Consider the following 22,293-nt stretch of genomic DNA (forward strand, 5'->3'; position numbering starts at 1 on the left):
CCTTCCTCGTGCCTCGGTGTCATTCCTTGATGCCGACCACGATCGAGTCGGGGCCGGCGAGGTGTTCGCTCCAGGTGCGGCCGAACCCCGCCTCGGTCATCCAGTCCCGGCATTCCCGTGCGGTGTAGCCGAAGCCGCCGTCGGTGACCGCGCGCATGGTCAGGCTCATCAGCAGGGCGAAGGCGTTCTCGGACCGGTCGTCGTCGATGAGCGAGTCATAGACGACGACCGCGCCACCCGTGGGCAGGGCCTGCCATGCCTTCTTGAGCAGCAGCTTCTTCTTCTCCAGGTCCCAATTGTGGAGTATGTGGCCGAAGGTGAAGATATCGGCTCGGGGGAAATCATCGGTGAAGAAGTCGCCCCCGGCGAACGTCAGCCGCTCATTCAGGCCATGGGCCCGGGCGTACTCCTCGAACACCGGCCCGGCCGCCGGCAGGTCGAAGCCGATGCCGGTCAGGTGCGGGTTGGCCAGCAGGACCTGTACCGCCAGGTCGCCCTGGGCGGTGCCCATGTCGGCCACGGTCCGGTGGTCCCGCCAGGACACCTGCCGGGCGATGGCGCGGTTGGCGGTGTGGCTGACACCGGTCATGGACGCGAGGAACTGCTTCAGCCGCGCGGGGTCGGCGTAGAGGGCGTCGTAGGTGTCCAGCTCACTGGCGCTGGACTCGTCGTGCGGCAGTCCGGTGCGCAGGGTGTCGGTCAGGTGGTGGTAGATGCCGTACAGCCGCGAGTTGGCCATCTCCAGCAGCCCGCCGAGGTGGGCGTAGGCCGGCTTGTCGCGGTCGAGGAAGGCATCGGCGTCGTCGGCGTTGCGGTAGACCCCCTCGGCGCGCCGGAGCAGGCCCAGCGCCACCAGCGTGTCGAAGAAGTCCGCCGCCGCGCGGGGGTGCAGGCCCAGCCGCTCGCGCAGGGCCGGGCCGTCCGCCGGGCCCTTGGCGAGTTCGGTGAAGACGCCGAGTTCGATGGCGCTGAGCAGCGCCTTCGACGCCTGGAAGCCCATGCCGAGTTCCAGCAGGCGGTCGGGAGTGGGGACGGGTCGGGTCATGGCGTGCTCCTCGGGGTGAACAGGGACCGGGCGTAGGCACGTGCCGTCGGCTCGGTCTGGAGGGCTTGGTGGGTGGCGATGGCGTTGACGTCGCGCCAGATGCGCTGGAGGGGGCCGTCGGCGGCCTGGCCGCTCGTTCCGGCGGTGCGGAAGATCCGGTTCACGGTGCCGGCCAGCGTGTCGACGGCGAAGGCGCTGTCCCGCGCGTTGCGGGCGACCTGCTCCGGTGTGATCGGCTCGCCGCTGTCGGCCAGGTCCGCGATGCGTTCCAGCAGCAGCTGGGCCGCGTCGATCTCGGCGGCGCTGCGCGCGAGCACGGTCTCGTAGGTGGTCTGGTTGTCCAGGGCCCCCGGCACCCCGGGCAGGACGGGGACATGGTGGAGTTTGCGGCCGAGGTGGTCGGTGAGCAGGGCGAGGGCGCCGCGGGCCGCGCCCAGGGCCGGGACGACGAACGTCAGGCCGTTGACGGCGGGCAGCGGGGCGAGCCCGGCGGTCCCCGGCCCGTCGGGGTCCGCGGGCCGGCCGGCGAACAGGGCCGCCCGGTCGCCGACCCGGTGGGCGGGGACGAAGACGTCCTCCACGACCACGGTGTTGCTGCCGGTGGCCTGCATGCCCACGCTGCGCCAGGTGTCCTCGGTCCGGCACTGCGCGCGGGGGACGGCCACCAGGGTCAGCCGTGGTCCGCCCCGGGCCAGCAGCTCCTTGGCACACACGATGACCCAGTCGGCATACTCGATGCCGCTCATGTACGGCCAGCGCCCGGAGACCCGCAGTCCGCCCGGCTCGCCGACCGCCTCGCCGAACGGGATGACCGAGCAGACGACGGCGGCGTCGGGCCCCCCGGCCCAGATCTCCTGCCGGCCCTCGGGCGGGAAGAAGGACACGAACCGGGGGGAGCTGGCGAACAGGGAGGCGCACCACGCGGTCGCCGCGCAGGTCTCGCCGAGCGTGCTGACGGCCCGCATCAGCTCCCGGAACGTGCCGGCGTTCCCGCCGAACGCGGTGGGGACGAAGTGCCGCAGGAAGCCGGCCCCGGTCAGGGCCTTGACCACGTCGGGGCTGAGCCGGCGCTCGTGTTCCATCTGGGCGGCCAGCCCGGAGGCCAGTTCGGCGACGGCTTCGGCGGCCGCCGGCAGTGACTCGCGCACTGGGTGCATTCTCATCATCCTTGGTTGCGTCGACGAGGGGCCACGGGCGGCCACGACGGGCCGGTGGCGGCGGGAGCGGGGGCCGGGTCCGGTGCCGGTACGGCTGGGTGTCACGGGCGGCGGAGGACGTAGTCGGCGGGGTCGGCGGTCCGGGTGCGGCGCCAGTACTCCTGTGCGGAGTAGGGCCAGTTGGTCGCCGAGCGGCCGTTGGCGTTGTACCAGCCGCCCACCGCGGACCAGCCCCAGGCGCGCTGCCGGTTCCCGGCGTCGACCCAGCGGTTGTAGGCGTCATGGGTTTCCGGCCGGACCTCCGCGGAACGGTGCCCGCCCGCCAGCAGCATCCGCAGGACGCCCAGGACATGGGTCACCGCGCACTCGGAGAAGTAGACGATGCTGCCGCCCTGGCCGACGAGGTTGGTGTTCGGCCCGTACAGGCAGAACAGGTTGGGGAACCCGGGCACCGTGATGCCCAGGTAGGCGCGCGGGTCGCCGCGCCAGCCCGTGTGCAGGTCGGCCCCGTCCCGGCCGGTCACCGTCATCGGGGTCAGGAAGCGGGAGGCCTGGAACCCGGTGGCGTAGACGAGGACATCGGCGTCGTGTGCCACGCCGCCGGCGGTGAGTCCGGCCGGTGTGACCCGGTCGATGGGTGCGGTCACCAGGCGGACGTCGTCCCGTTGGAGGGTGGCCAGCCAGCGGCCGTCGTCCCGCAGCACGCGTTTGGCGCCGACCGGGTAGCCCGGCGTCACCGCGTCCAGCAGCTCGGGGTCGTCGGGCAGCTGGGCCGCCATCGAGGCCAGCAGGCTGCTGCGCAGTTCCTCGTTGAGGGCGGAGACGGCGCGCTCGGTGGGCGGGTGGCCGGGGTCGACGATCCAGCCCTCCAGGATGCCCCGCAGGCCCGGGGCGAGGAGCCAGAAGCGGTACCACCGGTCGTAGTACGGCAGGTGCTCGCACAGCCAGCGGGCGCCGGCGGGCATCGGGCGGCGGTAGTGCGGAGTGGGCCGCAGCCAGGGCGGGTTGCGCATGAAGACGGTGACCTCGGAGGCCGTCCCGGCGATCTCGGGAACGATCTGGTAGGCGCTCGCGCCGGTGCCGACGACGGCGACCCGCCGCCCGGTGAGGTCGACCGAGTGGTCCCAGGCGGCCGAGTGGAAGGCGGGGCCGGCGAAGGTGTCCCGGCCGGGCAGGTCCGGCAGCAGGGGCCGGTTCAGCTGGCCCACGGCGCTGATGACGGCGTGGTGGCCGGCGGTCCGGGTGCCCTCCGGTCCACGGAGGGTGAGGTGCCAGCGGGCAGCCGTCTCGTCCCAGCGCAGGGCGGTGACCTCGGTGCCGAGGCGGAGGTGGTCGGTCAGCCCGGCCTGCTTGGCGAAGGTGCGGAGGTAGTCCAGGACGACGTCCTGGGTGCAGAAGTGGTCGGGCCAGTCGGCCTTCGGGGCGAAGGAGTAGTTGTAGAGGTGGCTGGCCACGTCGGTCCGGCACCCGGGGTAGGTGTTCTCCAGCCACGTCCCGCCGACGTCGGGGTTCTTGTCGTAGATCACGAACGGGATGCCGGCCTGCGCCAGGCGGTGGCCGGCCAGCAGTCCGCTGAAGCCGGCACCGATGACGGCGACGTGGAAGTCCCGGCCCGGTCCGAGCTCGTCGAGGGTCCAGTCGGGGGCCCGGGGATCCTGGCCGGGGCGGACGATCTCCTCCGCCAGCAGCGGCAGCAGGTCCTCGGTGCCGTCCCCCATGGCCCAGGTCGTGATCGTGCGCAGCAGCTCGCGGTCCGGCGGGCCGGGCGGGGTGCCGGGGGCGCGGTCGCCGAGCCGCAGCAGGACCTGTACGGCCCGCTCGCGGATCTCGGCCTGCCGCTCCTCGGACAGGCCGCCCTGGGGCGCGAACAGCCAGCCGGGAGCCCGGAGGTCGTCGCGCAGCAGGGAGGTGTCGCCGGTCAGGTGCGCGAGCGTCATCAGCAGCGCGGGGACCTCCGCCCCGGCCAGGTGCCGGCGCAGGGTCTCCGCGTCACCGGGGAACGGTGCGACGGGCCGGTGGATCGCCATGGGAACATCCGCCTTCGCAGTGGGTCAGCGTGCCGGGCTGGGCGTGGTGAACTTCCGGTCGACGTAGACGGCGGGGGTCCCGTGGCCGTCGGCGAGCCGGTGGTCGACGACCTTGCCGACGAGGATGGTGTGGTCCCCCGCGTCGTACCGCCCGTCGACCAGGCAGTCGAGGGTGGCCAGGGCGTCCTCGACGACCACGCCCCCGCGCGGCGTCCGGGCGAATCCCCCGCCGGCGAACTTCTCGGCCGTGCTGGTCGCGAAGCGCCGGGCCAGTTCCGTGTGGTGGCCGCGAAGCAGGCTGACCGCGAACTCCGCGCTGCGTTCGAACACCGGGGAACACCGCGCCGACTTGGCGACACAGATCAGCAGCAGCGGCGGGTCCAGGGACACCGAGCACAGGGAGCTGACGGTCAGACCGTGCGGTGCGCCGGTCTCGTCGCAGGCCGTGACGACGGCGACCCCGGTGGGGAAGCGGGCCATGGCGTCCTTGAATTCATCGGACATCGTGTGCACGCCCCGTCAACTCGACGGGCTTGCGGCGGCGTTGACGAGATCCAGGACCGCGCGCGGGGTCGTCAGCTGCGGTATCCGGTCGTCGGGGACGGGCACGCCGTAGTCGGCGGTGATGCGGGCGGCGGTCTCCAGCATGGCCAGCGAGTCGTAGCCGAGGCTGGTGAAGTCCGTGTCGAGGATGTCGCCGGAGAGGCTGTCGTCGTCGGTCTCCCCTGCGCACTCGATCAGCAGGCGCCGGAGGTCGTCGAGGGTCATCTGAGGCATGGTGGGCTCCTTGAGAGGTGTCGGTGGTACGGGCCGGTGGGCCGGTTCCGGGCGAAGGGTGGTCACGGTGCGGGGACGGCGCGGACGACGACCGCGCTGTTGAACCCCCACTTGCCGCGGGCGAGGACCAGGGCCGAGGACACCGGGCCGGGACGGGGCGCGCCCCTTACCAGGTCGATCCGGTAGTCCTCGGGCACCTCGGTGGTGCCGGCGGTCGGCGGGATCACGGCGTCGCGGAAGGACAGCAGCGCCGCGCAGACGTCCACCGGCCCGCCTCCGGCGTAGAGGCGTCCGGTCAGCGTCTTGGGCGCGGTCACCGGCACCCCGCACGGCCCGAACAGACCGCTGACGGCCTCGGCTTCGGCCCGGTCGAGGTCCGGTACGCCGGAGGCGTCGGCGAACACCACGTCGATGTCGTCCGGGGTCATCCCGGCGTCGGCGAGCGCCAGTTCCGCGGCGCGGCGCAGGCCGGGCGGGCGCGGTGAGCCCGGGGGCGGGTCGAAGGTGGTGGCGTATCCGGCGATCTCGCCGTAGACGTGCGGGGCACCGCGGCGGGCCGCCGCCCCGGCGGACTCCACCACGAGGATCGCGCCGCCCTCGCCGGGGACGTAGCCACGGGCGTGGGCGTCGAAGGGCAGATAGGCGCGGGACGGGTCGGTGGCGGTGCTCAGGCGGCCGCCGGATATCTGTGCCACCCACCCCCAGGGGTCCAGTGCCGAGTCGACGCCGCCGGTGACGACCATCGGCGTACCGCGCAGCACGGTCCGGCGGGCGTGGCCGAGGGCGTCCAGTCCGCCGGCCTGCTCGGCGACGAGTGCGCTGCCGGGGCCGCGCAGTCCGTTGCGGAGCGAGATCTGCCCGGTGTTCACCGCGTAGAACCACGCGTAGGACTCGTAGACGCTGACCGCGCCGGGGCCCTGTGACCAGAGTTTGTGGAACTCGCGGTGGGTGAACTCGAAGCCGCCGGAGGCGTTGGCGGTGACCACGCCCTTTTCGTAGTCGTCGAAGTCGTCGGGCCCGATCTTGGCGTCGGCCAGCGCCCAGTCCGCGGCGACCAGGGCGTAGCGGGTGGAGACGTCGGTCTGCGGCAGGAGCCGGCTGGGCAGGTGTTCCGCCGCGTCGAAGGCGTCGATCTGCCCGGCCAGCCGGACCGGGTAGCGTGCGGCGTCGAACCGGGTGAGCTCGCCGATGCCGCTGCGGCCTTCGAGGACCGCCGCCCAGTATGGCTCCAGTCCCGCGCCGTTGGGCGCGATCAGGCCGATGCCGGTGACCAGGACCGCTTCACGCTGCTGCGTCATGCCCGGGCACCCCCGGCCTGGCGCAGGACCATCGCGCTCTGGAAGCCGCCGAATCCGCTGCCCACGGTGAGCACGCTGCGCAGGCGCTTCTCGCGGGCGGTCCGGGGGACGTAGTCGAGGTCGCACTCGGGGTCGGCCTCGTGCAGGTTCGCGGTCGGCGGGATCACCCCGTTCTCGATCGCCAGGGCGCAGGCGGCGATCTCGATCGAGCCGATGGCGCCGAGGGAGTGCCCGACCATGGACTTGATGGAGCTGACCGGCGCCCGGTAGGCGTGTGCGCCCAGGCTGCGCTTGTAGGCGGCCGTCTCGTGGCGGTCGTTCTGCTTGGTCCCGGAGCCGTGGGCGTTGATGTAGTCGATGTCGGTGGGGTCGATGCGGGATTCGTCCAGGGCGGCGCGGATGGCCTCGGCCATCTCCCGGCCGTCGGGCTTCAGACCGGTCATGTGGTACGCGTTGCAGCGTGCGGCGTAGCCCGTGATCTCGGCGTAGATGTGCGCGCCGCGCCGGCGGGCGTGCTCGTGGTCCTCCAGGACGAACATGGCGGCGCCCTCGGCGAGGACGAAGCCGTTGCGGGTCCGGTCGAAGGGCCGGGAGGCGTGCTCGGGGTCGTCGTTGCGGTCGGTGGTCGCCTTGATGGCGTCGAAGGAGGCGACGACGATCGGGGTGATCGGGGTGTCGGACGCACCGGCGAGCATGACGTCCGCGCTGCCCTCCCGGATCACCTGGCAGGCGTGGCCCACCGAGTCGATGCCCGAGGTGCAGCCGTTGGAGACCATCGTCACCGGGCCTTCGGCGGCGACGGTCCACGCCACCTCGGCGGGCATCGCGCTGGGCGCCAGGTAGTCGAACATGTGCGGGGACAGGCTGGCGTGGTCGACCAGCCAGTTGCGCCCGCTGTCGGACAGGACGAGGTACTCCTGTTCCAGGCTGGTCGCCGCGGCCACGGCGCTGCCCAGGCTGACGCCGACCCGGCCGGGGTCGAACGTCTCGAACTGAAGCCCGCTGTCGGAGATCGCGTCCCGCGCACACACCACGGCGAACTGCGACGCCCGGTCCATGCGGCGGATCTCCAGCGGGGAGAGCCCCTCGTGCACCGGGTCGAAGTCGGCCTCCGCGGCGACCTGGGAGCGATAGCGGGACGGGTCGAAGAAGGACAGCCGGCGGGTGGCGGTGCGGCCGGACGTCAGCAGCTTCCAGAACGCCTTGGTCCCGTCCCCGCCCGGGGTCCGCACCCCGATGCCGGTGATCACCACGCGGCGGGTCATCGCACACCCCCCGTCACCCTCGAAGCTGCCGAGTCGTTCATGACGTTCCCCTTTCGTCGGAAGCGCACAGCGTCGGCGCAGGACCCGCTGCAACGCGGCGCAACGAGACGCTCGGCAGGTTCCGGGCCGCGGCTCGGACCTCACTCGAAGGCCGGTGGTGCGCGGATCGCCCCGGACGGCTTCGAGCGAGGGTCGAGCCATCTGCGAACGGCGGGCGCCAGCGTGCGGGGCGCCGGCCCGCCGTTGTGGCGGCGACCGGTACGCACCGACCGATCCACACGAGCCGAGGAGCGCACGAGGATGGACGACCTGACGTCAACCCCGCTGCTGGCGGCGGCCGGGGACGTCGCCTCCGCGGCGGCGCACCGCGCGGCCGCCGCGGAGGCCGACCGCCGGCTCGACCCCGACGTGGTCAAGGCCCTGGTCGCGGCGGGCTTCCCGCGCCACTTCGTACCGGCCGGGTGCGGCGGGCGCGAGGGCACCTTCCTGGAGCTGCACCACGCGGTGACCGCCGTCGGGACGGGCTGCACCGCCACCGCCTGGTGTGCGTCGCTGGCCGCGCACGTCTCCCGGATGGCCGCGCATCTGCCCGCCGAGGGGTACCGCGAGATCTGGGCCGACGGCCCGGACGCCCTGCTGGTCGCCGCCCTGTCCCCGGTCGGCACGGCCGAACCGGTCCCCGGCGGCCACCGGCTGTCGGGCACCTGGCCGTTCGTCAGCGCCATCGACCACGCGGACTGGGGCCTGCTGGCCGCCATGACGCGCACCGGCGACCGGCCCGAGCCGCGTCTCTTCGCGGTGCCGCGCGCCGCCTGGCGGACCGTGGACAGCTGGCAGAACGTGGGCATGGCCGCCACCGGGAGCAATACGGTGATCGTCGAGGACGTCCTGGTCCCGGCGGCCCGCTCGGTCAGCAGGGCGGACCTGTTCGCGGGCCGGGCCGCCGCCTCGGCGGCGTCGTGCCACGCGGTCCCGATGCAGTCCACGACCATGATGTTCGCCTCGCCCGCGCTCGGTGCCGCCAAGGGGGCGCTGGCGTCCTGGACCGGCCATGCCACGTCGAAGATCCGGGCCGCGGCCGGCCGGTCCGGGCCCCCGCCGGCCGGTATGCCGGCGTTCCACCGCATCTCCTACGACGTGCTCCTCACCCGCAGCGCCACCGAGATCGACGCCGCCGGCCTGCTGCTCGAACGGGCCTCGGCGACGGCGGACTCGGGGCCCGGCATCAGCGTGCCGGACACCATGCGGGCGTGGCGCGACTGCGCCGTGGCCACCGACCTCCTCGTCGGCGTGGTGAACCGGCTCTTCCGCGGTGTGGGCACCAGCGGCCAGTCCACCGCCAATCCGGTGCAGCGCTTCTGGCGCGATGTGAACTCGGTGGCCGGTCACCAGGCGCTTCAGCTGGAGTCCGCGGCGGCCGCGTACGCCCGGACCGTCATCGAGGACTGACCCCGGCCGGTCGCCTACCGCCGGCGCCCCGCCGGGGCGTGTCCGCCCCGTCCCCGTATTTCACCCCGTCTGCGAAAGGGCCCCATGGCCATGACGACCACCACCCGCCCGCCCGCGGTCCGCCCGGAGGAGCTGATCGGGGCGTGGGAACTCACCTCCTACGTCAGCGTCGACGAGGGGGGCGCGCTCGGCGAGGGCCCCCTGGGCCCGGACCCCCGGGGGCTGTTGATCTACAGCGCCGACGGCCGGGTGTCGGTGAGCATGATGCGGGGGGACCCGCCGCCGGCCGGCCGGGCGGGCCCGGCGCCGCGGTTCATGGGGTACGCCGGGACCTGGCGGCTGTCCGGGCGGCAGGTCGTCCACGACGTCACGGTGAGTTCGCACGGCTATCTGGTCGGCTCCCGGCAGACCCGCCGACTGGCGTTCGACGGCGCGCTGTTGACCCTCTCCGGCTCGGCGGGCGCCGCGGGCGGGCCGCCGCAGGAGCGCGTACTGACCTGGCGGCGGGCAACCGGAGGCCGGCCGTGAGCTACGACTTCGACCCCGAACTGGCCCCGTTCGCGGCGCGGATGCCCCCGCTGGACTACGCCGACCCGGCCGGGGCGCGGGCCGCGCTGCGTGCGGTGATGGCGCGTCAGCCGGCGTACCGGCCGCTGTCCCGGGTGACGGTGGAGGACCGGACGGTCCCGGTGCCCGGCGGGCCCGGGGTGACCGTTCGGCTGTACCGGCCGCCGGCCCGCCGCGGTCCGCGGCCGGCGCTGGTCTTCCCGCACTGGGGCGGCTTCCTCACCGGCGACCTGGAGACCTCGCGGACGGCCGCCACCCGGATCGCCGACCTGGCGGGCGCGGTGGTGGTGTCCCCGGACTACCGCCTCGCACCGGAGCACCCGTTCCCCGCCGGATTCGAGGACTGTGCCGCCGCGCTGGAGTGGACCGCCGGCCACGCCGACGAGCTGGGGGTGGACCCCGCCCGGATCGGCGTGGGCGGCTTCAGCGCCGGCGGCGGGCTGGCCGCCGGCCTCGCGCTGCGTTCCCGGGACCGGGGCGGGCCGCCGGTGTGCTTCCTCTACCTGCTGTTCCCGCAGCTGGACGACCGGCTGGCGACCGGTTCCGCCCGGGCCTTCGTGGACACCCCGATGCTCGACCGCGGCAACCTGGTCCTGAGCTGGCAGCACTACCTGGGCGGCGGTGCGCCCTCGCCGTACGCGGCGCCCGCCCGGGCGGCGGAACTGCGCGGGCTGCCGCCGGCCTTCGTCGGGGTGTGCGAGTTCGACCCGCTGCGGGACGAGGGCATCGCCTTCGCCCGGCGGCTGGTCGCGGCGGGGGTGCGGGCCGAGCTGGTGCAGTACCCGGGGACGTTCCACGCCTCCGTGGGCCTCGCGCACGCCGCGGTCTCCCGGCGGATGACGGCCGACCAGATCGAGGCGCTCCGCCGCGGTCTGGGGGCGTGAACCGCCGGCCCCGCCACGCGCCACGGCCGGGTGCCCCGGACTCCGGTGAGTCCGGGGCACCCGGCCGCCGTGCGCTTCGCGTCGGCCGCCGGGCCGGTGCCCCGGCGCGGCGGCCGACGGCGGTCAGGACAGCGACCGGGCCCGGTGCAGCAGCCGGGTGTGCTCGGCGACCCGCTGCCCGAGGTGGGCGGCGGTGAGCAGATCGGACTTCTGCATCATCTCCGGGCCGCCGTCGCCGGGCGACTGCGCCATCGCGCCCAACCAGCCGCCGAGCCGGTTGAGTTCGCCCTCACCGCCGCCGGGCAGCAGGTCGAGGTTGACCCAGTGCATGCCGTGCTGGGCGGCCAGGACGGTGAAGTACTGGAGGGTGTTGAGCTTGTCCCCGCTCATCGCGCCGGAGCTGGTGAAGCCCGCGGCCACCTTGTCCTTCCAGACCTGTGTGTACCACCGCCCGCTGGTGTCGTGGGCGAAGGTGTGGAACGCCGGGCTCGCCGAGCCCATGTAGGTGGGCGAGCCGAAGACGATCGCGTGCGCGGCGTCCAGTTTCGCCCAGTGCTCCTCGGTGAGCGCGTCGACCGGGAGCAGCTCGACGGTCGTGCCCGTCACCGACGCCGCACCGTCCCGGACGGCCTCGGCCATCCTGGTCGTGTGTCCGTACCCGCTGTGGTAGGCGATGACGACGGACACCGAGCTGTCGGACATGTGGTTTCCCCCTTGGTGGTTCTGCGTCAACGGTGCCCGCCTGGCAGGCACACGTCCCTCCCCGGCGCCCGGCCGAGAACGGGGCGGGCGCCCTGCGCTCAGCCTCGCAGTCACGCGGCGCCGGGTGCACTCGCCGAGCGAGCTGTTCCACCTGCCCGAAAGAACTGCCCGCCGCGGCATGAGCGAATAGGAAGGCGGAATTCCGGGTCGCCCGGCACTAAGAGCAGGTTCGCCGCGAAGATGCGATGGAAATCCGGGCACTGTGACCGGGGTCACGTCGGCGGTAGTGGTTCTGCGACCCCGGCTCCGTTACCTTTCCCAGAAAGTAATTCACCGTCATCCGGCGGAATCCGCGGGTGACGGTGACGGGGGTTGTAAGGATCGGCGCCGGTCCGGCGACGTGTTGATCCACTGCCGATGCCCGGCATACGGCACGGAATTCACGCCTCCACCGGATTTCGCTGATCACTAAGGGGGGAAATCCGTGAAGTTCCATCTGCTCGGCCAATTCGAGATTGTTTCGAGTGACGGCAGGTCGTGCTTACTCAGCAGGTCGAAGGTGAGTCAGGTCCTCGGGCTGCTGCTGATCCAGAACGGCGAGACGGTCGGCGTGGACACGCTGATCGAGGAACTATGGGGGGAGAAGGTCCCGCGCAGCGCGCTGACCACGCTCCAGACGTACGTCTACCACGCGCGGAAGATCTTCGCGAACCTGCCCGACGGGCATGCGGTGCTGGCCACCCGACCGGCCGGCTATGTCATCCAGGTGCCCGACGACGCCATCGACGCCGCCGTCTTCGAGGGGCTCGTCCAGCGGTCCCGGCGTCTGCTGGACGACGGGCGGGCGGAGGCGGCGCTGGACCGCCTCGACGAGGCGCTGCGCCTGTGGCGCGGGCCGGTGCTCGTCGGCATGATGCTCGGCAGCGTCCTCGACGCCCACATCACCTACCTCAACGAACTCCGGTTCGCGGCCACCGAACTGCGCATCGAGGCCAACCAGCGCCTCGGGCGGCACCAGGAGATCATCCCGCAACTGCGGCTGCTGGTCGCCGCGAACCCGCTCAACGAGCGGCTGCACGCCCAGCTCATCACGTCGCTGCACAAGTGCGGACGGCGGGCCGAGGCGCTCCAGGCGTACCAGAGCCTGTGGCGGACCCTCGACGCCGAACTGGGCGTCGAGCCGGCGCCCGCGGTGCAACTCCTCCAGCACGCCATGCTGAGCGAGGGGAGCGCGGTACCGGGCCGGTGCTGAACGGCGGCGGCGCCGGCCCCGGCCGAAGTGGCCGGGGCCGGCGCCCCGCACCGGGTCGCGTCGCCGGCGCCTCAGTCGAGGAGGGCGACCACCCTCGTCCACCCGGCGCCGGCTCCGGCGACGGCGACCGGGAAGCACGCGACCGTGAAGCCCGTCGCCGCGGGCAGGTCGCCGAGGTGTGCGAGCTTTTCGAGCTGGAGGTACTCCCGGGTGCGGCCGTAGAGGTGGGCGGGCCACAGGTGGCCGCGGTCGCCGGTGCGCCGGTAGTCCTCGATCATCGACCGCATCGGCCGGTCCAGTCCCCAGGCGTCGATACCGATGACCCGCACCCCGCGCTCGACGAGGTACCGCGTCGCTTCGCCGGTGAGGCCGGCGTAGTCGGTGAGGTAGCGCGCCGAGCCCCACAGCGCGTCGGCCCCGGTCCACAGCAGGACGAGGTCGCCGGGCCGGAGTTGATGCCGGGCCGCGTCCAGCGCCTGCTGGACCTCGTCGGCGGTGATGCCCTCGCCGGCGGGCACATGGCGCAGGTCGAGGCGGACGCCGGGCCCGAAGCACCACTCCAGCGGCACCCGGTCGATGCTCTTGGCCGGGCGGCCGCCGCTGAGCGGGCCGTAGTGCAGCGGGGCGTCCATGTGGGTGCCGGTGTGCGTGGTGAGCGTGACGGTCTCGTTCGAGATCGCCATGCCGTCCGGGAAGTCCTCGGGCGTCAGGCCCAGGACGGTCGCGGCCGCCTCGTGGCCGAGGACCTCCACCGTCACCGGTGTGGCCTCGCTGGCGGTGTCCTGCGTCGCCACGCTGAGGTCGATGAAACGGCTCACACCGCTCCCCCCTCACGGGCCGGCCGCGGTACGTCGGTGGTGCGCATGGGCGTTCTCCTGTCCTCGGGCGGCTGAGGGCGGCAGTGTGCGGCGCCGGGATCGAATACGGCTCGAACATGGCCTGGACGCCGCCGGCGGAATTCATCACTCCCCAAAGAAATGCCGACGGATTCACCGGGTGAAGGTCCGCAGGCCGCGAGATATGCAAAGATGCGCCCGACGCGCGGGCACGGTGGGGAACCGCGCGCCCGGAATTCAAGATCCGGGACTGCAAGATTCGAATGAGAAATGCGAACACCGGAGGGGGAATCGGCATGCACGCCGATCAGGAAGACGCGTTCACCACGCCACGGGAATTCGGACCCGCGAGCATCGGGCCGGACGACCGGCGCTATCTGGATCTTGTTTCCGGATTCAATCGGCGCTGGCAGGCCGCGCCCGAACACATCCGCCTGGTCGGCTCCACGGAGCAGGTCGTACGGGCCGTCCAGGAGGCCGTCGACACCGGCAAGCGCCTCTCCATCCGCAGCGGCGGCCACTCCTACGGCGACTTCACCTACCACAAGGACGTCGACATCATCGTCGACCTCGGGATGATGAACGACATCTCCTACGACCCGCACCGCAAGGCGTTCGCCGTCCAGAGCGGCGCCCAGCTGGGGGAGATCTACGAACGGCTGTTCCGCGGCTGGGGCGTGACCCTGCCCGGCGGGGTCTGCCCCTCGGTCGGCATCGGCGGGCACGCGACCGGTGGCGGCCACGGTCTGCTCTCCCGTCAGTTCGGCTATGTCTGCGACCTCATCGAGGCCGTGGAGATCGTGGTCGTCGACCGCCACCGCAAGGCCCGCACGGTGATCGCGTCGCGGAAGGACACCGGCGACCTCCGCGACCTGTGGTGGTCCTGCTCCGGCGGCGGTGGCGGCAGCTTCGGCGTCATCACCAAGTTCTGGTTCCGCTCCCGCGACGCGTCCGGACACCGGCCGGAGCGCCAACTCCCCCAGCCGCCGCGGGAGGTGCTGATCGGCACCGTCTTCGCCTCGTGGGACCAGCTCGACCAGGCCGCCTTCACCCACCTGGTCCGCAACCAGTGCCAGTGGTACATCGACCACAGCGAGCCCGGGTCACCGGGCGAGGCGCTGTGCGGCCTGCTGTTCCTCCAGCACGTGTCCAGCGGCGGGATCGGTCTGCTCACCCAGGTCGACGCCGCGGCACCGGACGCGGAGAAGCTGCTGGAGAGCTACCTCGGCGCGGTGACCGCCAACACCGGCCTCACCGGACCGTTCCCGTCCCGCCGACTGCCCTGGCTGGCCTCCACCGTCACCATCGACACCAGCAACCCCACGGTCGAGACCAACGCCACCCTGCGCGCCGCCATCAAACACGCCTTCCTGCGCCAGTCGTTCACCGACGAGCAGTGCGCCACCATGTACCGGCAGCTGACGCGCCGGGACTACCTCAACACCCCGCCCGGCTCGGCGCTCATCCAGCTGGGCGCCATGGCCGGCGGCCGGATGAACGCACCGGCACCCTCCGACACCGCGCTGTTCCAGCGCCGCTCGGCGTGTGTGGCGCTGTTCGAGACCTTCTGGACGGAGCCGGCCGAGGACGACCGGCACCTGGCGTGGCTGCGCGAGCTCTACGGCGAGGTCTTCGCCTCGACCGGCGGCTACCCCGTCCCCGGCGACCGCTACCAGGGATGCAACATCAACGCGCCCGACCTCGACATCCTCGACCCCGCGCACAACACCTCGGGGGTGCCCTGGCACACCTTCTACTTCGGCGAGAACTACCCCCGCCTCCAGCGCACCAAGGCCCGTTGGGACCCGACCGACGCCTTCCGGCACTCGATGTCGGTCAAGGCCGCCTGACACCCGCCCGCGAGGCGGGCCGGTCCTAGCCGGTGGGACGGCGCCTGTGGGCGTCGCCCCACCGGCTCACCACGTCCGCCCCGGGGCCGGCCGGGCCACCCGTCATCGGCGTTCGCCCGCCCCGGAGTCCGGCCCGACGCGACCTCAAGTGGTCCTCGAGCCCACCGGACCACGTTGGGCGCATGGCAGCCCTACACGAACACCACACCGAGCACACCCAGGTCGTCGCCGCCCCGGCGGACGTGCTCCACGGCCTGGTGGCCGACGTCACCCTGTGGCCGGCCCTCTTCGGGCCGTGCGTCCACGTCCGGCACCTGGAGCGGTCCGAGCGCGCGGAGCGCTTCGAGATGTGGGCCACGGTCAACGGATCGGTCAGCCGCTGGATCTCCCGCCGCACCCTCGACCCGGACCGGCTCCGGGTGACCTTCGCCCAGGAGGTCAGCCGTCCGCCGTTCGCGTCCATGGGCGGGGAGTGGCTCTTCCGCGCACTGCCGGGCGGGGACACCGAGGTGGTGCTGCGGCACTCCTTCACCCCGGCGGAGCCCGGCGGGGAGACGGTGGAGCGGGCGCTCGCCGCCCTGGACCGCAACAGCACCCAGGAGCTGGCCGCCCTCGCCCGCCTCGCCGAGCTGGGCCACCCGGTCGCCGACCTCGCCTTCTCTTTCAGCGACAGCATCGAGCTGCCCGGCGCGCCCGCCGACGCCTATGCCTTCATCGAGCGGGCCGACCGGTGGGCCGAGCGGCTGCCGCACGTCTCCCAGGTGCGGCTGGCCGAGCCCGCCGAGGGCATCCAGGAGCTGGAGATGGAGACGGTGACGGCGGACGGGGCGGCCCACACCACGCGTTCGGTGCGGGTGTGCCGCTCCCCGGCATGGATCGCCTACAAGCAGCAGGTGACGCCCAAGCTGCTGCTCGGCCACAGCGGCCTGTGGACCTTCCCCGAGGGCTCCGGCAGCACCGAACTCACCTCCCGGCACACGGTTTTGCTGAACCCCGCTGCGGTCACCGAGGTGCTCGGCCCGGGCCACGGCCTGGCCGACGCCCGGGACATGGTGCGCGCGGCGCTCGGCCGCAACAGCGCCACCACCATGGCGTACGCCGCACAGCACACGGCCCGCGCCCACCGGTGAGCACGGCGGACGCGGGCCGGGGCGGCGCGGCGGTCAGTGCGCGAGCAGCAGCCGGTCCTGCCTGACCTGCCGGGACTTGTTCAGCAGTGCGCCGTCGGCGCGGACCAGCACATCGGTCACCACACAGCTGGGCCCCACCTGGGCGTCGGCGCCGGGCCGGGTGTTGATCACCTGGGCGTAGTAGGTGGTGCGCACCGACCCGTCCGGCTGCGGCTCGGCGACGATCATGTTGAACCAGTGCCGGCGGACGACCGGGGCCTGCGCGAAGCGCCGGTGGAACTCCCGCAGCTCGGCGACGATCCCGGCCCGCGTCCGCGCCAGTTGGCCCGGTGTGTGGCTGAACTCGCCGTCCTCGGTGAAGGTGGCCGCGAAGCCCTCGAAGTCGCGCCCGTCCATCAGCTGCATCTGCCGGGCGTAGAAGTGCTGGATCTCGGCGTAGAGGGCGGTGAGGTCCTGGGTGGCTGTCATCGGGTTCTCCTCCGGAACGGGGCACGGGGACAGCCGCCAACCTGGCCGGGGCGGCTCGCAACTCGCTCGCGGATCGCCCGCAGCCCCCTGGGGCCCCGGCGTCCAGACACGTCCCAGCGGTCTTCGAGTGGCCCCGGCCAGGGTGGCGCCCATCGCCCGGGACACGGCCCGGGGGCCCGACCGGGAGGAACCGACCATGCCCCGTACCGAACAGCACGTCATCGTGACCGGCGCCACCAGCGGCATCGGCCTGACCCTCACCGAACGGCTGGCGCAGCTGGGCCACCCCGTCTACATCTGCGCGCGGAGTGCGGACGCCCTCGCCGACCTCGTCGCGTCCCTGCGGGACAAGGGCCTGGAAGTGGACGGCAGCCCCTGTGACGTGACCTCGCCGGAGCAGATCCGCCGCTTCGTCGAGGCGGCCGTCGACCGGTACGGCCCGGTGGACATCCTGGTCAACAACGCCGGGCGCAGCGGGGGCGGCGCCACCGCGGAGATCGCCGACGACCTGTGGTTCGACGTCATCAACACCAACCTCAACAGCGTGTTCCTCATGACGAAGGCCGCTTTGACCACCGGCGGGATGCAGGGCCGGGACTGGGGCCGGATCATCAACATCGCCTCGACCGGCGGCAAGCAGGGCGTGGTGCACGCCGCCCCCTACTCGGCCTCGAAGCACGGCGTGGTGGGCCTCACCAAGGCACTCGGCCTGGAGCTGGCCCCGACCGGCATCACCGTCAACGCCGTCTGCCCCGGTTTCGTGGAGACCCCGATGGCCGAACGGGTGCGGGAGCACTACGCGGACATCTGGGGAGTGACGACCAGCGAGGCGTTCGACCGCATCACCACCCGAGTGCCGCTGCGACGCTACGTGGCGACCGACGAAGTGGCGGCCATGGTGGAGTACCTGAGCAGCGACCGGGCCGGCGCGGTGACGGCCCAGGCCCTCAACGTCTGCGGCGGTCTGGGCAACTACTAGCCGCACCCGTCACCCTGGCCGGAGCACCGAACGGAGCCACCAGGACCGGCACCGAACGAGAACCGCCAGGGGACCACCACCCAGCACCACCACCGAGGGCGAAAGGCGCAGCATGACCAACGGACAGCACCACGGCGAGACGGCGCTGGTGACGGGAGCCAACAAGGGGATCGGCCGGCAGATCGCCCGCCGCCTGGCCGCCGAGGGGATGACGGTCTATCTCGGCGCGCGTGACGAGACCCGCGGCCGTGCAGCGGAAAAGGCGCTGGCCGACGAGGGACTGGACGTGCGCTTCGTGCCCCTCGACGTGACCGTGCAGGCGCAGATCGACGCCGCCGTCCAGCGGATCGAGGCGGAGCGCAGCCGGCTGGACGTGCTGGTCAACAACGCGGGCATCGTTGTGGAGTGGGGAGTCGCGGTGCCGGAGGTCACCGCCGCGCACATGCGGCAGGCCTTCGACGTCAATGTCTTCGGCACGGTGGCGGTGACCCAGGCCTGCCTGCCGCTGCTGCGCCGCTCCCCCGCCGGCCGGGTGGTCAACATGTCCAGCCCGCTGGGCTCGCTGACCTTCCTCAGCGACCCGGACCACCCCATCTCCACCCGCGGGCTGCTGCCGTACAGCGCCTCCAAGGCGGCGCTCAACGCGATCACGGTGGTGTACGCCAACGCCCTGCGCGAGGCGGGCATCCGCGTGAACGCCGCCAACCCCGGCCTGGTCGCCACCGACCTCAACGACCGCTCCCCCTTCAGCCGCGGCACCCGCACCCCGGAGGAGGGCGCCGACGTCCCGGTACAGCTCGCCCTCCTGCGCCCGGACGACCCGACCGGAACCTTCCGCGGCAGCATGGACGGCTCCGCGGACGAAACGGTGCCCTGGTAGCCGCCTGTTGGCGTTCAGCGCTGTACGGGGGCCGCCGACGAACGGCGACGGCGACGGCGACGGCGACGGCGGAAAACGTCACGGGTTGAGGCGTGCCGCCGCACAGCGTCAGGGCGCCGGAATCCCTCCCCTGAGGGCGGCGGCCCGAACACGCGGCTACAGGCGGCGGACGAGTCGGCCTGTACGCCGGGTTCTGTCGCCCCCGGTCCTTGCGGGCCGGGGGGAGACGGCCATCCATCTAGGGCTGTCGTTGCCGGCAGCCTCGTGCGGTCTACCCGCGGACTCGGGCGGGCAGCCCTCGGTCGTCCGCGCAGGGGCATCAGCCGATGCCCCCTCTTGACCTTGCTCCGGGTGGGGTTTACCTAGCCCTCCGAGTCACCTCGGAGGCTGGTGGTCTCTTACACCACCGTTTCACCCTTACCGGAGGCCGAAGCCTCCGGCGGTTTGCTTTCTGTGGCACTGTCCCGCGGGTCACCCCGGGTGGGCGTTACCCACCACCCTGCCCTGTGGAGCCCGGACGTTCCTCGGGAGGATCCTGAGATCCCCACGCGGCCGTCCGGCCGGCTCGTCCGCCGTGCCGACCATGCTACCCGTAGGGGGCACCCGCCCCTGCCAGGCCCGCTACCGGGCCGCCACCGGGGCCGTTCGTGCTTGACCTTGTCGCAGCGGCAACGTTTCTACTGAGCGCATGAGAATCGGTGAGCTTGCAGGTCTGATCGGGATCAGCACCCGTGCCGTGCGCCACTACCACCATCTCGGGCTGCTGCCCGAGCCGGAGCGCCGGGCCAACGGATACCGGGACTACGGGCTGCGGGACGCGGTCGCGCTCGCGCGGGTGCGCCGGCTGACAGAGCTGGGGCTCGGGCTGGACGAGGTGCGGGACGTCCTCGCCGACGACGCCGGGCGCGAGCTGCACGAGGTGCTGGACGAGCTGGACGCGGATCTGGCCCGCCAGGAGGAGGAGCTCCGGGTGCGGCGGGCCCGGCTGGCCGCCGTGCGACGGCAGGCCGCGGAGCACGGCGGGCTGCCCGCCGAGGGGCCCGTGTCGGACGAACTGGCGGCGCTCTTCGCGGAGATGGCGCGTACCTCGGCCGCGCGGCCGGGCCCGGAGCCCGCCGTGGCGTCGAAGGAGCGGGAGGTGCTGGCGCTGCTCGAATCGATGGGAGGCGAGGAGGGGAACCAGCGGATGGTGGAGCTGCTCGGTCAGACGACCGCGGCGCCGGGGGCGATGGAGCGGGCGTACGAGGTGTACGGGCTGCTCGATGCGCTGGTGGACGCCGGGACGGCCGATCCGCGAGTGGAAGAGGCCGCACGGGCGCTCGCCGACTGCATTCCGGACTCGATGGTCGCGGAGGTCAGCGCGGAGGACTGGGCGCGGGCGGCCGGGCCGGGCGCGGAGACCGACGGCGGCTTCCTGGCGGCGTACTACGCGCACTTCGCACCCGCGCAGGCCCGTGCCGTACGCCGGGCGATCCAGCTGGTGGCGGAGCGTGCGCGATGAGCCGGGGCAGCGCGCTGCGCCGGCTGGCCGCCCACGAGGGGCGGTGGCTGATGAGCCTGGCGTGGTGGGTGGCCCGGCGGCGGATCGGGGTCGCGCCGGGTGAGCGGGCCCTGGGGTACGCGGGGGCGCAGGCGGCGATCGTCTACGGGCTGGCCTTCGTCTGCGTGGTGGAGACGGTCGGGATCGGGGTGCTGCTCGCCGGCAAGGCGGTGGTGCACGAGGTGATGCTGTTCGTCGATGGGTACACCGTGCTGACGGTGCTGGGGCTTCAGGCGGCGGCGGTCACCCGGCCGCATGTGCTGGGGGCGGCGGAGCTGCGGCTGCGGGACGGTGCGCGCCGGGAAATACGGATACCGCTGGAGCGGATCGCCTCGGTCCGCTACGACCTCCGGTTCGTGAGGGAGCAGCGGGAGGACGGCGGCGAGGTGGCCGAGCTGGCGGTCGCGGGGCAGACCTCGGTCACCGTCGAACTGTCCGCACCGGTGGTGGCCGTCCGGCTGTTGGGGCGGCGGGAGACGGTCCGTACGGTGCGGTTCCACGCCGATGAGGCACGGGCGGCGGTGACGGCCGTACGGGAAGGGATGGCGGCGCGGGCCGCGATGCGGGAAGGGGCTGGGATGCGGGAAGCGGCTGGGGCCCTGGAGGCGGAGGGGGCGCCTGGCCCGGGCGGGACGCCTGAAGCCGCCGGGACCCCCGTCAAGCAGGCGTGAAGCGGACCGGATGGTGCCCCGGTTCGGCCTCGGTGAGGCGGACCGGGATGCGGTGGCCGAGGGGGAGGGCGGGGCCTTCGGGGGCGGTTTCGACGGTGCCGATGACGGCCGGATCGTAGAGGTGGACGGTGCCGTGGGTGGGGTCGTTCTCCTGGATCTCGACGACCAGGGCCTCGAAGATCTCGCCGACCCGGTCGCGCAGCAGCGCCGCCTCGACGAGGTCGACACAGGCCCGCTCCACCTGGTTGGCGCGCTGGGTGCCCAGTTCCATCTCCCGCGGTAGCGCGGGCAGCGCCGTACGGACCCAGTCGGGCGGGGCCGCGCCTGCCGAGGCCGCCAGGCACAGCTCGGAGGTGTAGCGGTCGACCAGGCGCCGCAGCGGCGCGGTGGCATGTGCGTACGGGGCGGCGACGGCGGCGTGCAGGGCGTCGGAGGCAGCGGGTGCGGTGCCGTCGAAGACGGTGTAGCCGGCGCCGCGCAGCAGGGCGGTGCACTCCTGGAGGAAGGCGGCGTGGCTGGCGCGGCGCGGGTCGAGGGTACGGATCAGCGCCGCGTACGAGGTGTGATGAGGCCAGTCGACGCCGAGCGCACGGGCGGTCAGCCGGAGCCGGGCGACCGAGCCGTCGGGGGCGGTGGGCAGCGTACGGAGGATGCCGGTACCGGAGGCCAGCATCAGTTCGGCCGCGGCGATACCGGTCAGCAGGGAGATCTGCGCGTTCCAGGCGTAGGCCGGGAGCGGGGCGCGGTATTCGAGGGTGTAGCAGCCGTCGTGCTCGACGATCTCCTGCTCGGGGACGTTCAGGGATATCGCGCCCCGGGCGACCTCCCGCTCCTCCCGCAGCTGTCCGATCTCGGCCAGCAGGGCGAGGGGTTCCTCGGCCGTCCGGTCGTCGAGGATCCGCTGGACGCCCGCGTAGTCCAGTTCGGCCCGCGAGCGGACCAGCGCGCGGCGTACGGAGGTGCTGGTCAGGGCGCCGTCCGCATCGAGGTCGAGCTGCCACAGGACGGCCGGGCGGTCCCGGTCGGGCAGCAGGCTGGCGGCGCCCTCGCTCAGCACGTACGGGTGCAGCGGGACCCGTTCGTCGGGGAAGTAGAGGGTGGTCACGCGGTGGTGCGCCTCGGCGTCCAGGGCCCCGCCCGGGGTCACGAAGGAGGCGACATCGGCGATGGCGTAGTGGACGCGGTAGCCGCCCCTGGCTTTCGATCCGGGCGGTGCGGGGCGGCGGGACAGGAACATCGCCTGGTCGAGGTCGAGGGAGCCGGGCGGGTCGAGGGTGAAGAGGGGGAGGTCGGTGGCGTCCTCCAGCGTGTGCTCGGTCGCCACGGCGCCGTCGGCGGCCGGGATCCGGGGGGCGCGGGCCGCGCTCTCCGCCTCGGCCTGTGCCGTGGGCGGGAAGTGGTCCGGGATCTCCAGCTTGCCGCGCAGCTCATGCAGCGCGACACGCAGCGGGGCCTCGGCTGCGTCGGTCACATGCATATGGAGACGGGGCATGACACCGAGCGTATGGCGGGCGGC

At 73.1% G+C, this 22,293-nt stretch carries 21 protein-coding genes and 1 other RNA gene; 10 read left to right on the forward strand and 12 right to left on the reverse strand.

Features of this window, described 5'->3' with window-relative positions:
- Positions 1-19: 19 nt before the first annotated feature.
- The 7 genes from CP981_RS11505 to CP981_RS11535 form a co-directional block, all read right to left on the reverse strand.
- Complete coding sequence (locus tag CP981_RS11505) at positions 20-1,045, reverse strand: methyltransferase (protein ID WP_085926836.1); 1,026 nt, start codon at positions 1,043-1,045, stop codon at positions 20-22.
- Positions 1,042-2,202: an acyl-CoA dehydrogenase family protein gene (locus CP981_RS11510; RefSeq protein WP_085926835.1), complete on the reverse strand. Its 1,161-nt coding sequence runs from the start codon at positions 2,200-2,202 to the stop codon at positions 1,042-1,044. Before CP981_RS11510 ends, CP981_RS11505 begins: the two co-directional genes overlap by 4 nt.
- Positions 2,203-2,303: 101 nt before the next feature.
- Positions 2,304-4,229: a flavin-containing monooxygenase gene (locus tag CP981_RS11515; RefSeq protein WP_085926834.1), complete on the reverse strand. Its 1,926-nt coding sequence runs from the start codon at positions 4,227-4,229 to the stop codon at positions 2,304-2,306.
- A gap of 24 nt (positions 4,230-4,253) precedes the next feature.
- Positions 4,254-4,733, reverse strand: a complete 480-nt coding sequence (locus CP981_RS11520; RefSeq protein ID WP_085926842.1) for a flavin reductase family protein — start codon at positions 4,731-4,733, stop codon at positions 4,254-4,256.
- A 15-nt stretch (positions 4,734-4,748) separates the two neighbouring features.
- Entirely contained in the window at positions 4,749-5,006 is a 258-nt protein-coding gene (locus CP981_RS11525; RefSeq protein ID WP_085926833.1) for an acyl carrier protein, read from the reverse strand.
- A gap of 62 nt (positions 5,007-5,068) precedes the next feature.
- The gene (locus tag CP981_RS11530) at positions 5,069-6,304 is read right to left on the reverse strand and encodes a ketosynthase chain-length factor (protein WP_085926832.1); all 1,236 of its coding nucleotides are present in this window, start codon (positions 6,302-6,304) and stop codon (positions 5,069-5,071) included.
- A complete protein-coding gene (locus CP981_RS11535) occupies positions 6,301-7,569 on the reverse strand; it encodes a beta-ketoacyl-[acyl-carrier-protein] synthase family protein (protein ID WP_085926831.1) in 1,269 nt (422 codons plus the stop codon). Before CP981_RS11535 ends, CP981_RS11530 begins: the two co-directional genes overlap by 4 nt.
- 300 nt (positions 7,570-7,869) lie before the next feature.
- On the opposite strand from CP981_RS11535, the gene CP981_RS11540 reads away from it, so the two are divergent.
- The 3 genes from CP981_RS11540 to CP981_RS11550 all read left to right on the forward strand — a co-directional run bounded on the left by CP981_RS11540 (position 7,870) and on the right by CP981_RS11550 (position 10,469).
- Entirely contained in the window at positions 7,870-9,018 is a 1,149-nt protein-coding gene (locus tag CP981_RS11540) for an acyl-CoA dehydrogenase family protein (protein ID WP_085926830.1), read from the forward strand.
- 90 nt (positions 9,019-9,108) lie between these two features.
- Positions 9,109-9,546, forward strand: coding sequence for a lipocalin-like domain-containing protein (locus CP981_RS11545; protein WP_244329618.1), 438 nt, complete (start codon positions 9,109-9,111; stop codon positions 9,544-9,546).
- The gene (locus tag CP981_RS11550) at positions 9,543-10,469 is read left to right on the forward strand and encodes an alpha/beta hydrolase (protein ID WP_085926828.1); all 927 of its coding nucleotides are present in this window, start codon (positions 9,543-9,545) and stop codon (positions 10,467-10,469) included. The genes CP981_RS11545 and CP981_RS11550 overlap by 4 nt, the downstream gene beginning before the upstream one ends.
- A gap of 123 nt (positions 10,470-10,592) precedes the next feature.
- Here the strand turns inward: CP981_RS11550 and CP981_RS11555 are convergent, their stop codons facing one another.
- Entirely contained in the window at positions 10,593-11,171 is a 579-nt protein-coding gene (locus CP981_RS11555; protein WP_085926827.1) for a flavodoxin family protein, read from the reverse strand.
- 559 nt (positions 11,172-11,730) lie between these two features.
- Between CP981_RS11555 and CP981_RS11560 the strand changes: the two genes are divergently transcribed.
- Positions 11,731-12,423 (forward strand): AfsR/SARP family transcriptional regulator, encoded by a 693-nt coding sequence (locus CP981_RS11560; protein WP_244329619.1) that lies wholly within the window; start codon positions 11,731-11,733, stop codon positions 12,421-12,423.
- Positions 12,424-12,494: 71 nt separating this feature from the next.
- Here the strand turns inward: CP981_RS11560 and CP981_RS11565 are convergent, their stop codons facing one another.
- Positions 12,495-13,241, reverse strand: coding sequence for a cyclase family protein (locus tag CP981_RS11565; protein WP_085926825.1), 747 nt, complete (start codon positions 13,239-13,241; stop codon positions 12,495-12,497).
- A gap of 314 nt (positions 13,242-13,555) precedes the next feature.
- Between CP981_RS11565 and CP981_RS11570 the strand changes: the two genes are divergently transcribed.
- Both CP981_RS11570 and CP981_RS11575 read left to right on the forward strand, forming a co-directional pair.
- Complete coding sequence (locus CP981_RS11570) at positions 13,556-15,109, forward strand: FAD-binding oxidoreductase (protein ID WP_085926824.1); 1,554 nt, start codon at positions 13,556-13,558, stop codon at positions 15,107-15,109.
- A gap of 182 nt (positions 15,110-15,291) precedes the next feature.
- Complete coding sequence (locus tag CP981_RS11575) at positions 15,292-16,239, forward strand: aromatase/cyclase (protein ID WP_085926823.1); 948 nt, start codon at positions 15,292-15,294, stop codon at positions 16,237-16,239.
- A gap of 33 nt (positions 16,240-16,272) precedes the next feature.
- On the opposite strand, the gene CP981_RS11580 is transcribed toward CP981_RS11575, so the two are convergent.
- On the reverse strand, positions 16,273-16,707 hold the full coding sequence (locus CP981_RS11580; RefSeq protein ID WP_085926822.1) for a nuclear transport factor 2 family protein: 435 nt from the start codon (positions 16,705-16,707) through the stop codon (positions 16,273-16,275).
- A 196-nt stretch (positions 16,708-16,903) separates the two neighbouring features.
- Between CP981_RS11580 and CP981_RS11585 the strand changes: the two genes are divergently transcribed.
- Positions 16,904-17,686, forward strand: a complete 783-nt coding sequence (locus tag CP981_RS11585; RefSeq protein WP_085926821.1) for an SDR family NAD(P)-dependent oxidoreductase — start codon at positions 16,904-16,906, stop codon at positions 17,684-17,686.
- A 112-nt stretch (positions 17,687-17,798) separates the two neighbouring features.
- Entirely contained in the window at positions 17,799-18,566 is a 768-nt protein-coding gene (locus CP981_RS11590) for an SDR family oxidoreductase (RefSeq protein ID WP_085926820.1), read from the forward strand.
- A 166-nt stretch (positions 18,567-18,732) separates the two neighbouring features.
- On the opposite strand, the gene rnpB is transcribed toward CP981_RS11590, so the two are convergent.
- An RNA gene (rnpB, locus tag CP981_RS11595) (RNase P RNA component class A) lies at positions 18,733-19,134 on the reverse strand.
- A 120-nt stretch (positions 19,135-19,254) separates the two neighbouring features.
- Here rnpB and CP981_RS11600 point away from each other — a divergent pair.
- The gene (locus CP981_RS11600; RefSeq protein ID WP_085926819.1) at positions 19,255-20,067 is read left to right on the forward strand and encodes a MerR family transcriptional regulator; all 813 of its coding nucleotides are present in this window, start codon (positions 19,255-19,257) and stop codon (positions 20,065-20,067) included.
- Complete coding sequence (locus tag CP981_RS11605) at positions 20,064-20,777, forward strand: hypothetical protein (protein ID WP_244329620.1); 714 nt, start codon at positions 20,064-20,066, stop codon at positions 20,775-20,777. The genes CP981_RS11600 and CP981_RS11605 overlap by 4 nt, the downstream gene beginning before the upstream one ends.
- Here the strand turns inward: CP981_RS11605 and CP981_RS11610 are convergent.
- Entirely contained in the window at positions 20,764-22,269 is a 1,506-nt protein-coding gene (locus CP981_RS11610) for an RNB domain-containing ribonuclease (protein ID WP_085926818.1), read from the reverse strand. The genes CP981_RS11605 and CP981_RS11610 overlap by 14 nt on opposite strands.
- Positions 22,270-22,293: the final 24 nt, after the last annotated feature.

The sequence above is a fragment of the Streptomyces platensis genome, from assembly GCF_008704855.1.
Classification (GTDB): Bacteria; Actinomycetota; Actinomycetes; order Streptomycetales; family Streptomycetaceae; genus Streptomyces; species Streptomyces platensis.

Excerpts from the sequence above, each read along its gene's own strand:
- CP981_RS11605 (WP_244329620.1), top strand. The coding sequence starts at position 20,064 with ATGAGCCGGGGCAGCGCGCTGCGCCGGCTGGCCGCCCACGAGGGGCGG.
- CP981_RS11535 (WP_085926831.1), bottom strand. The coding sequence starts at position 7,569 with ATGACCCGCCGCGTGGTGATCACCGGCATCGGGGTGCGGACCCCGGGC.
- CP981_RS11590 (WP_085926820.1), top strand. The coding sequence starts at position 17,799 with ATGACCAACGGACAGCACCACGGCGAGACGGCGCTGGTGACGGGAGCC.
- CP981_RS11600 (WP_085926819.1), top strand. The coding sequence starts at position 19,255 with ATGAGAATCGGTGAGCTTGCAGGTCTGATCGGGATCAGCACCCGTGCC.
- CP981_RS11515 (WP_085926834.1), bottom strand. The coding sequence starts at position 4,229 with ATGGCGATCCACCGGCCCGTCGCACCGTTCCCCGGTGACGCGGAGACC.
- CP981_RS11545 (WP_244329618.1), top strand. The coding sequence starts at position 9,109 with ATGACGACCACCACCCGCCCGCCCGCGGTCCGCCCGGAGGAGCTGATC.
- CP981_RS11530 (WP_085926832.1), bottom strand. The coding sequence starts at position 6,304 with ATGACGCAGCAGCGTGAAGCGGTCCTGGTCACCGGCATCGGCCTGATC.
- CP981_RS11555 (WP_085926827.1), bottom strand. The coding sequence starts at position 11,171 with ATGTCCGACAGCTCGGTGTCCGTCGTCATCGCCTACCACAGCGGGTAC.
- CP981_RS11610 (WP_085926818.1), bottom strand. The coding sequence starts at position 22,269 with ATGCCCCGTCTCCATATGCATGTGACCGACGCAGCCGAGGCCCCGCTG.
- CP981_RS11505 (WP_085926836.1), bottom strand. The coding sequence starts at position 1,045 with ATGACCCGACCCGTCCCCACTCCCGACCGCCTGCTGGAACTCGGCATG.
- CP981_RS11585 (WP_085926821.1), top strand. The coding sequence starts at position 16,904 with ATGCCCCGTACCGAACAGCACGTCATCGTGACCGGCGCCACCAGCGGC.
- CP981_RS11570 (WP_085926824.1), top strand. The coding sequence starts at position 13,556 with ATGCACGCCGATCAGGAAGACGCGTTCACCACGCCACGGGAATTCGGA.
- CP981_RS11525 (WP_085926833.1), bottom strand. The coding sequence starts at position 5,006 with ATGCCTCAGATGACCCTCGACGACCTCCGGCGCCTGCTGATCGAGTGC.
- CP981_RS11575 (WP_085926823.1), top strand. The coding sequence starts at position 15,292 with ATGGCAGCCCTACACGAACACCACACCGAGCACACCCAGGTCGTCGCC.
- CP981_RS11540 (WP_085926830.1), top strand. The coding sequence starts at position 7,870 with ATGGACGACCTGACGTCAACCCCGCTGCTGGCGGCGGCCGGGGACGTC.
- CP981_RS11580 (WP_085926822.1), bottom strand. The coding sequence starts at position 16,707 with ATGACAGCCACCCAGGACCTCACCGCCCTCTACGCCGAGATCCAGCAC.
- CP981_RS11520 (WP_085926842.1), bottom strand. The coding sequence starts at position 4,733 with ATGTCCGATGAATTCAAGGACGCCATGGCCCGCTTCCCCACCGGGGTC.
- CP981_RS11510 (WP_085926835.1), bottom strand. The coding sequence starts at position 2,202 with ATGCACCCAGTGCGCGAGTCACTGCCGGCGGCCGCCGAAGCCGTCGCC.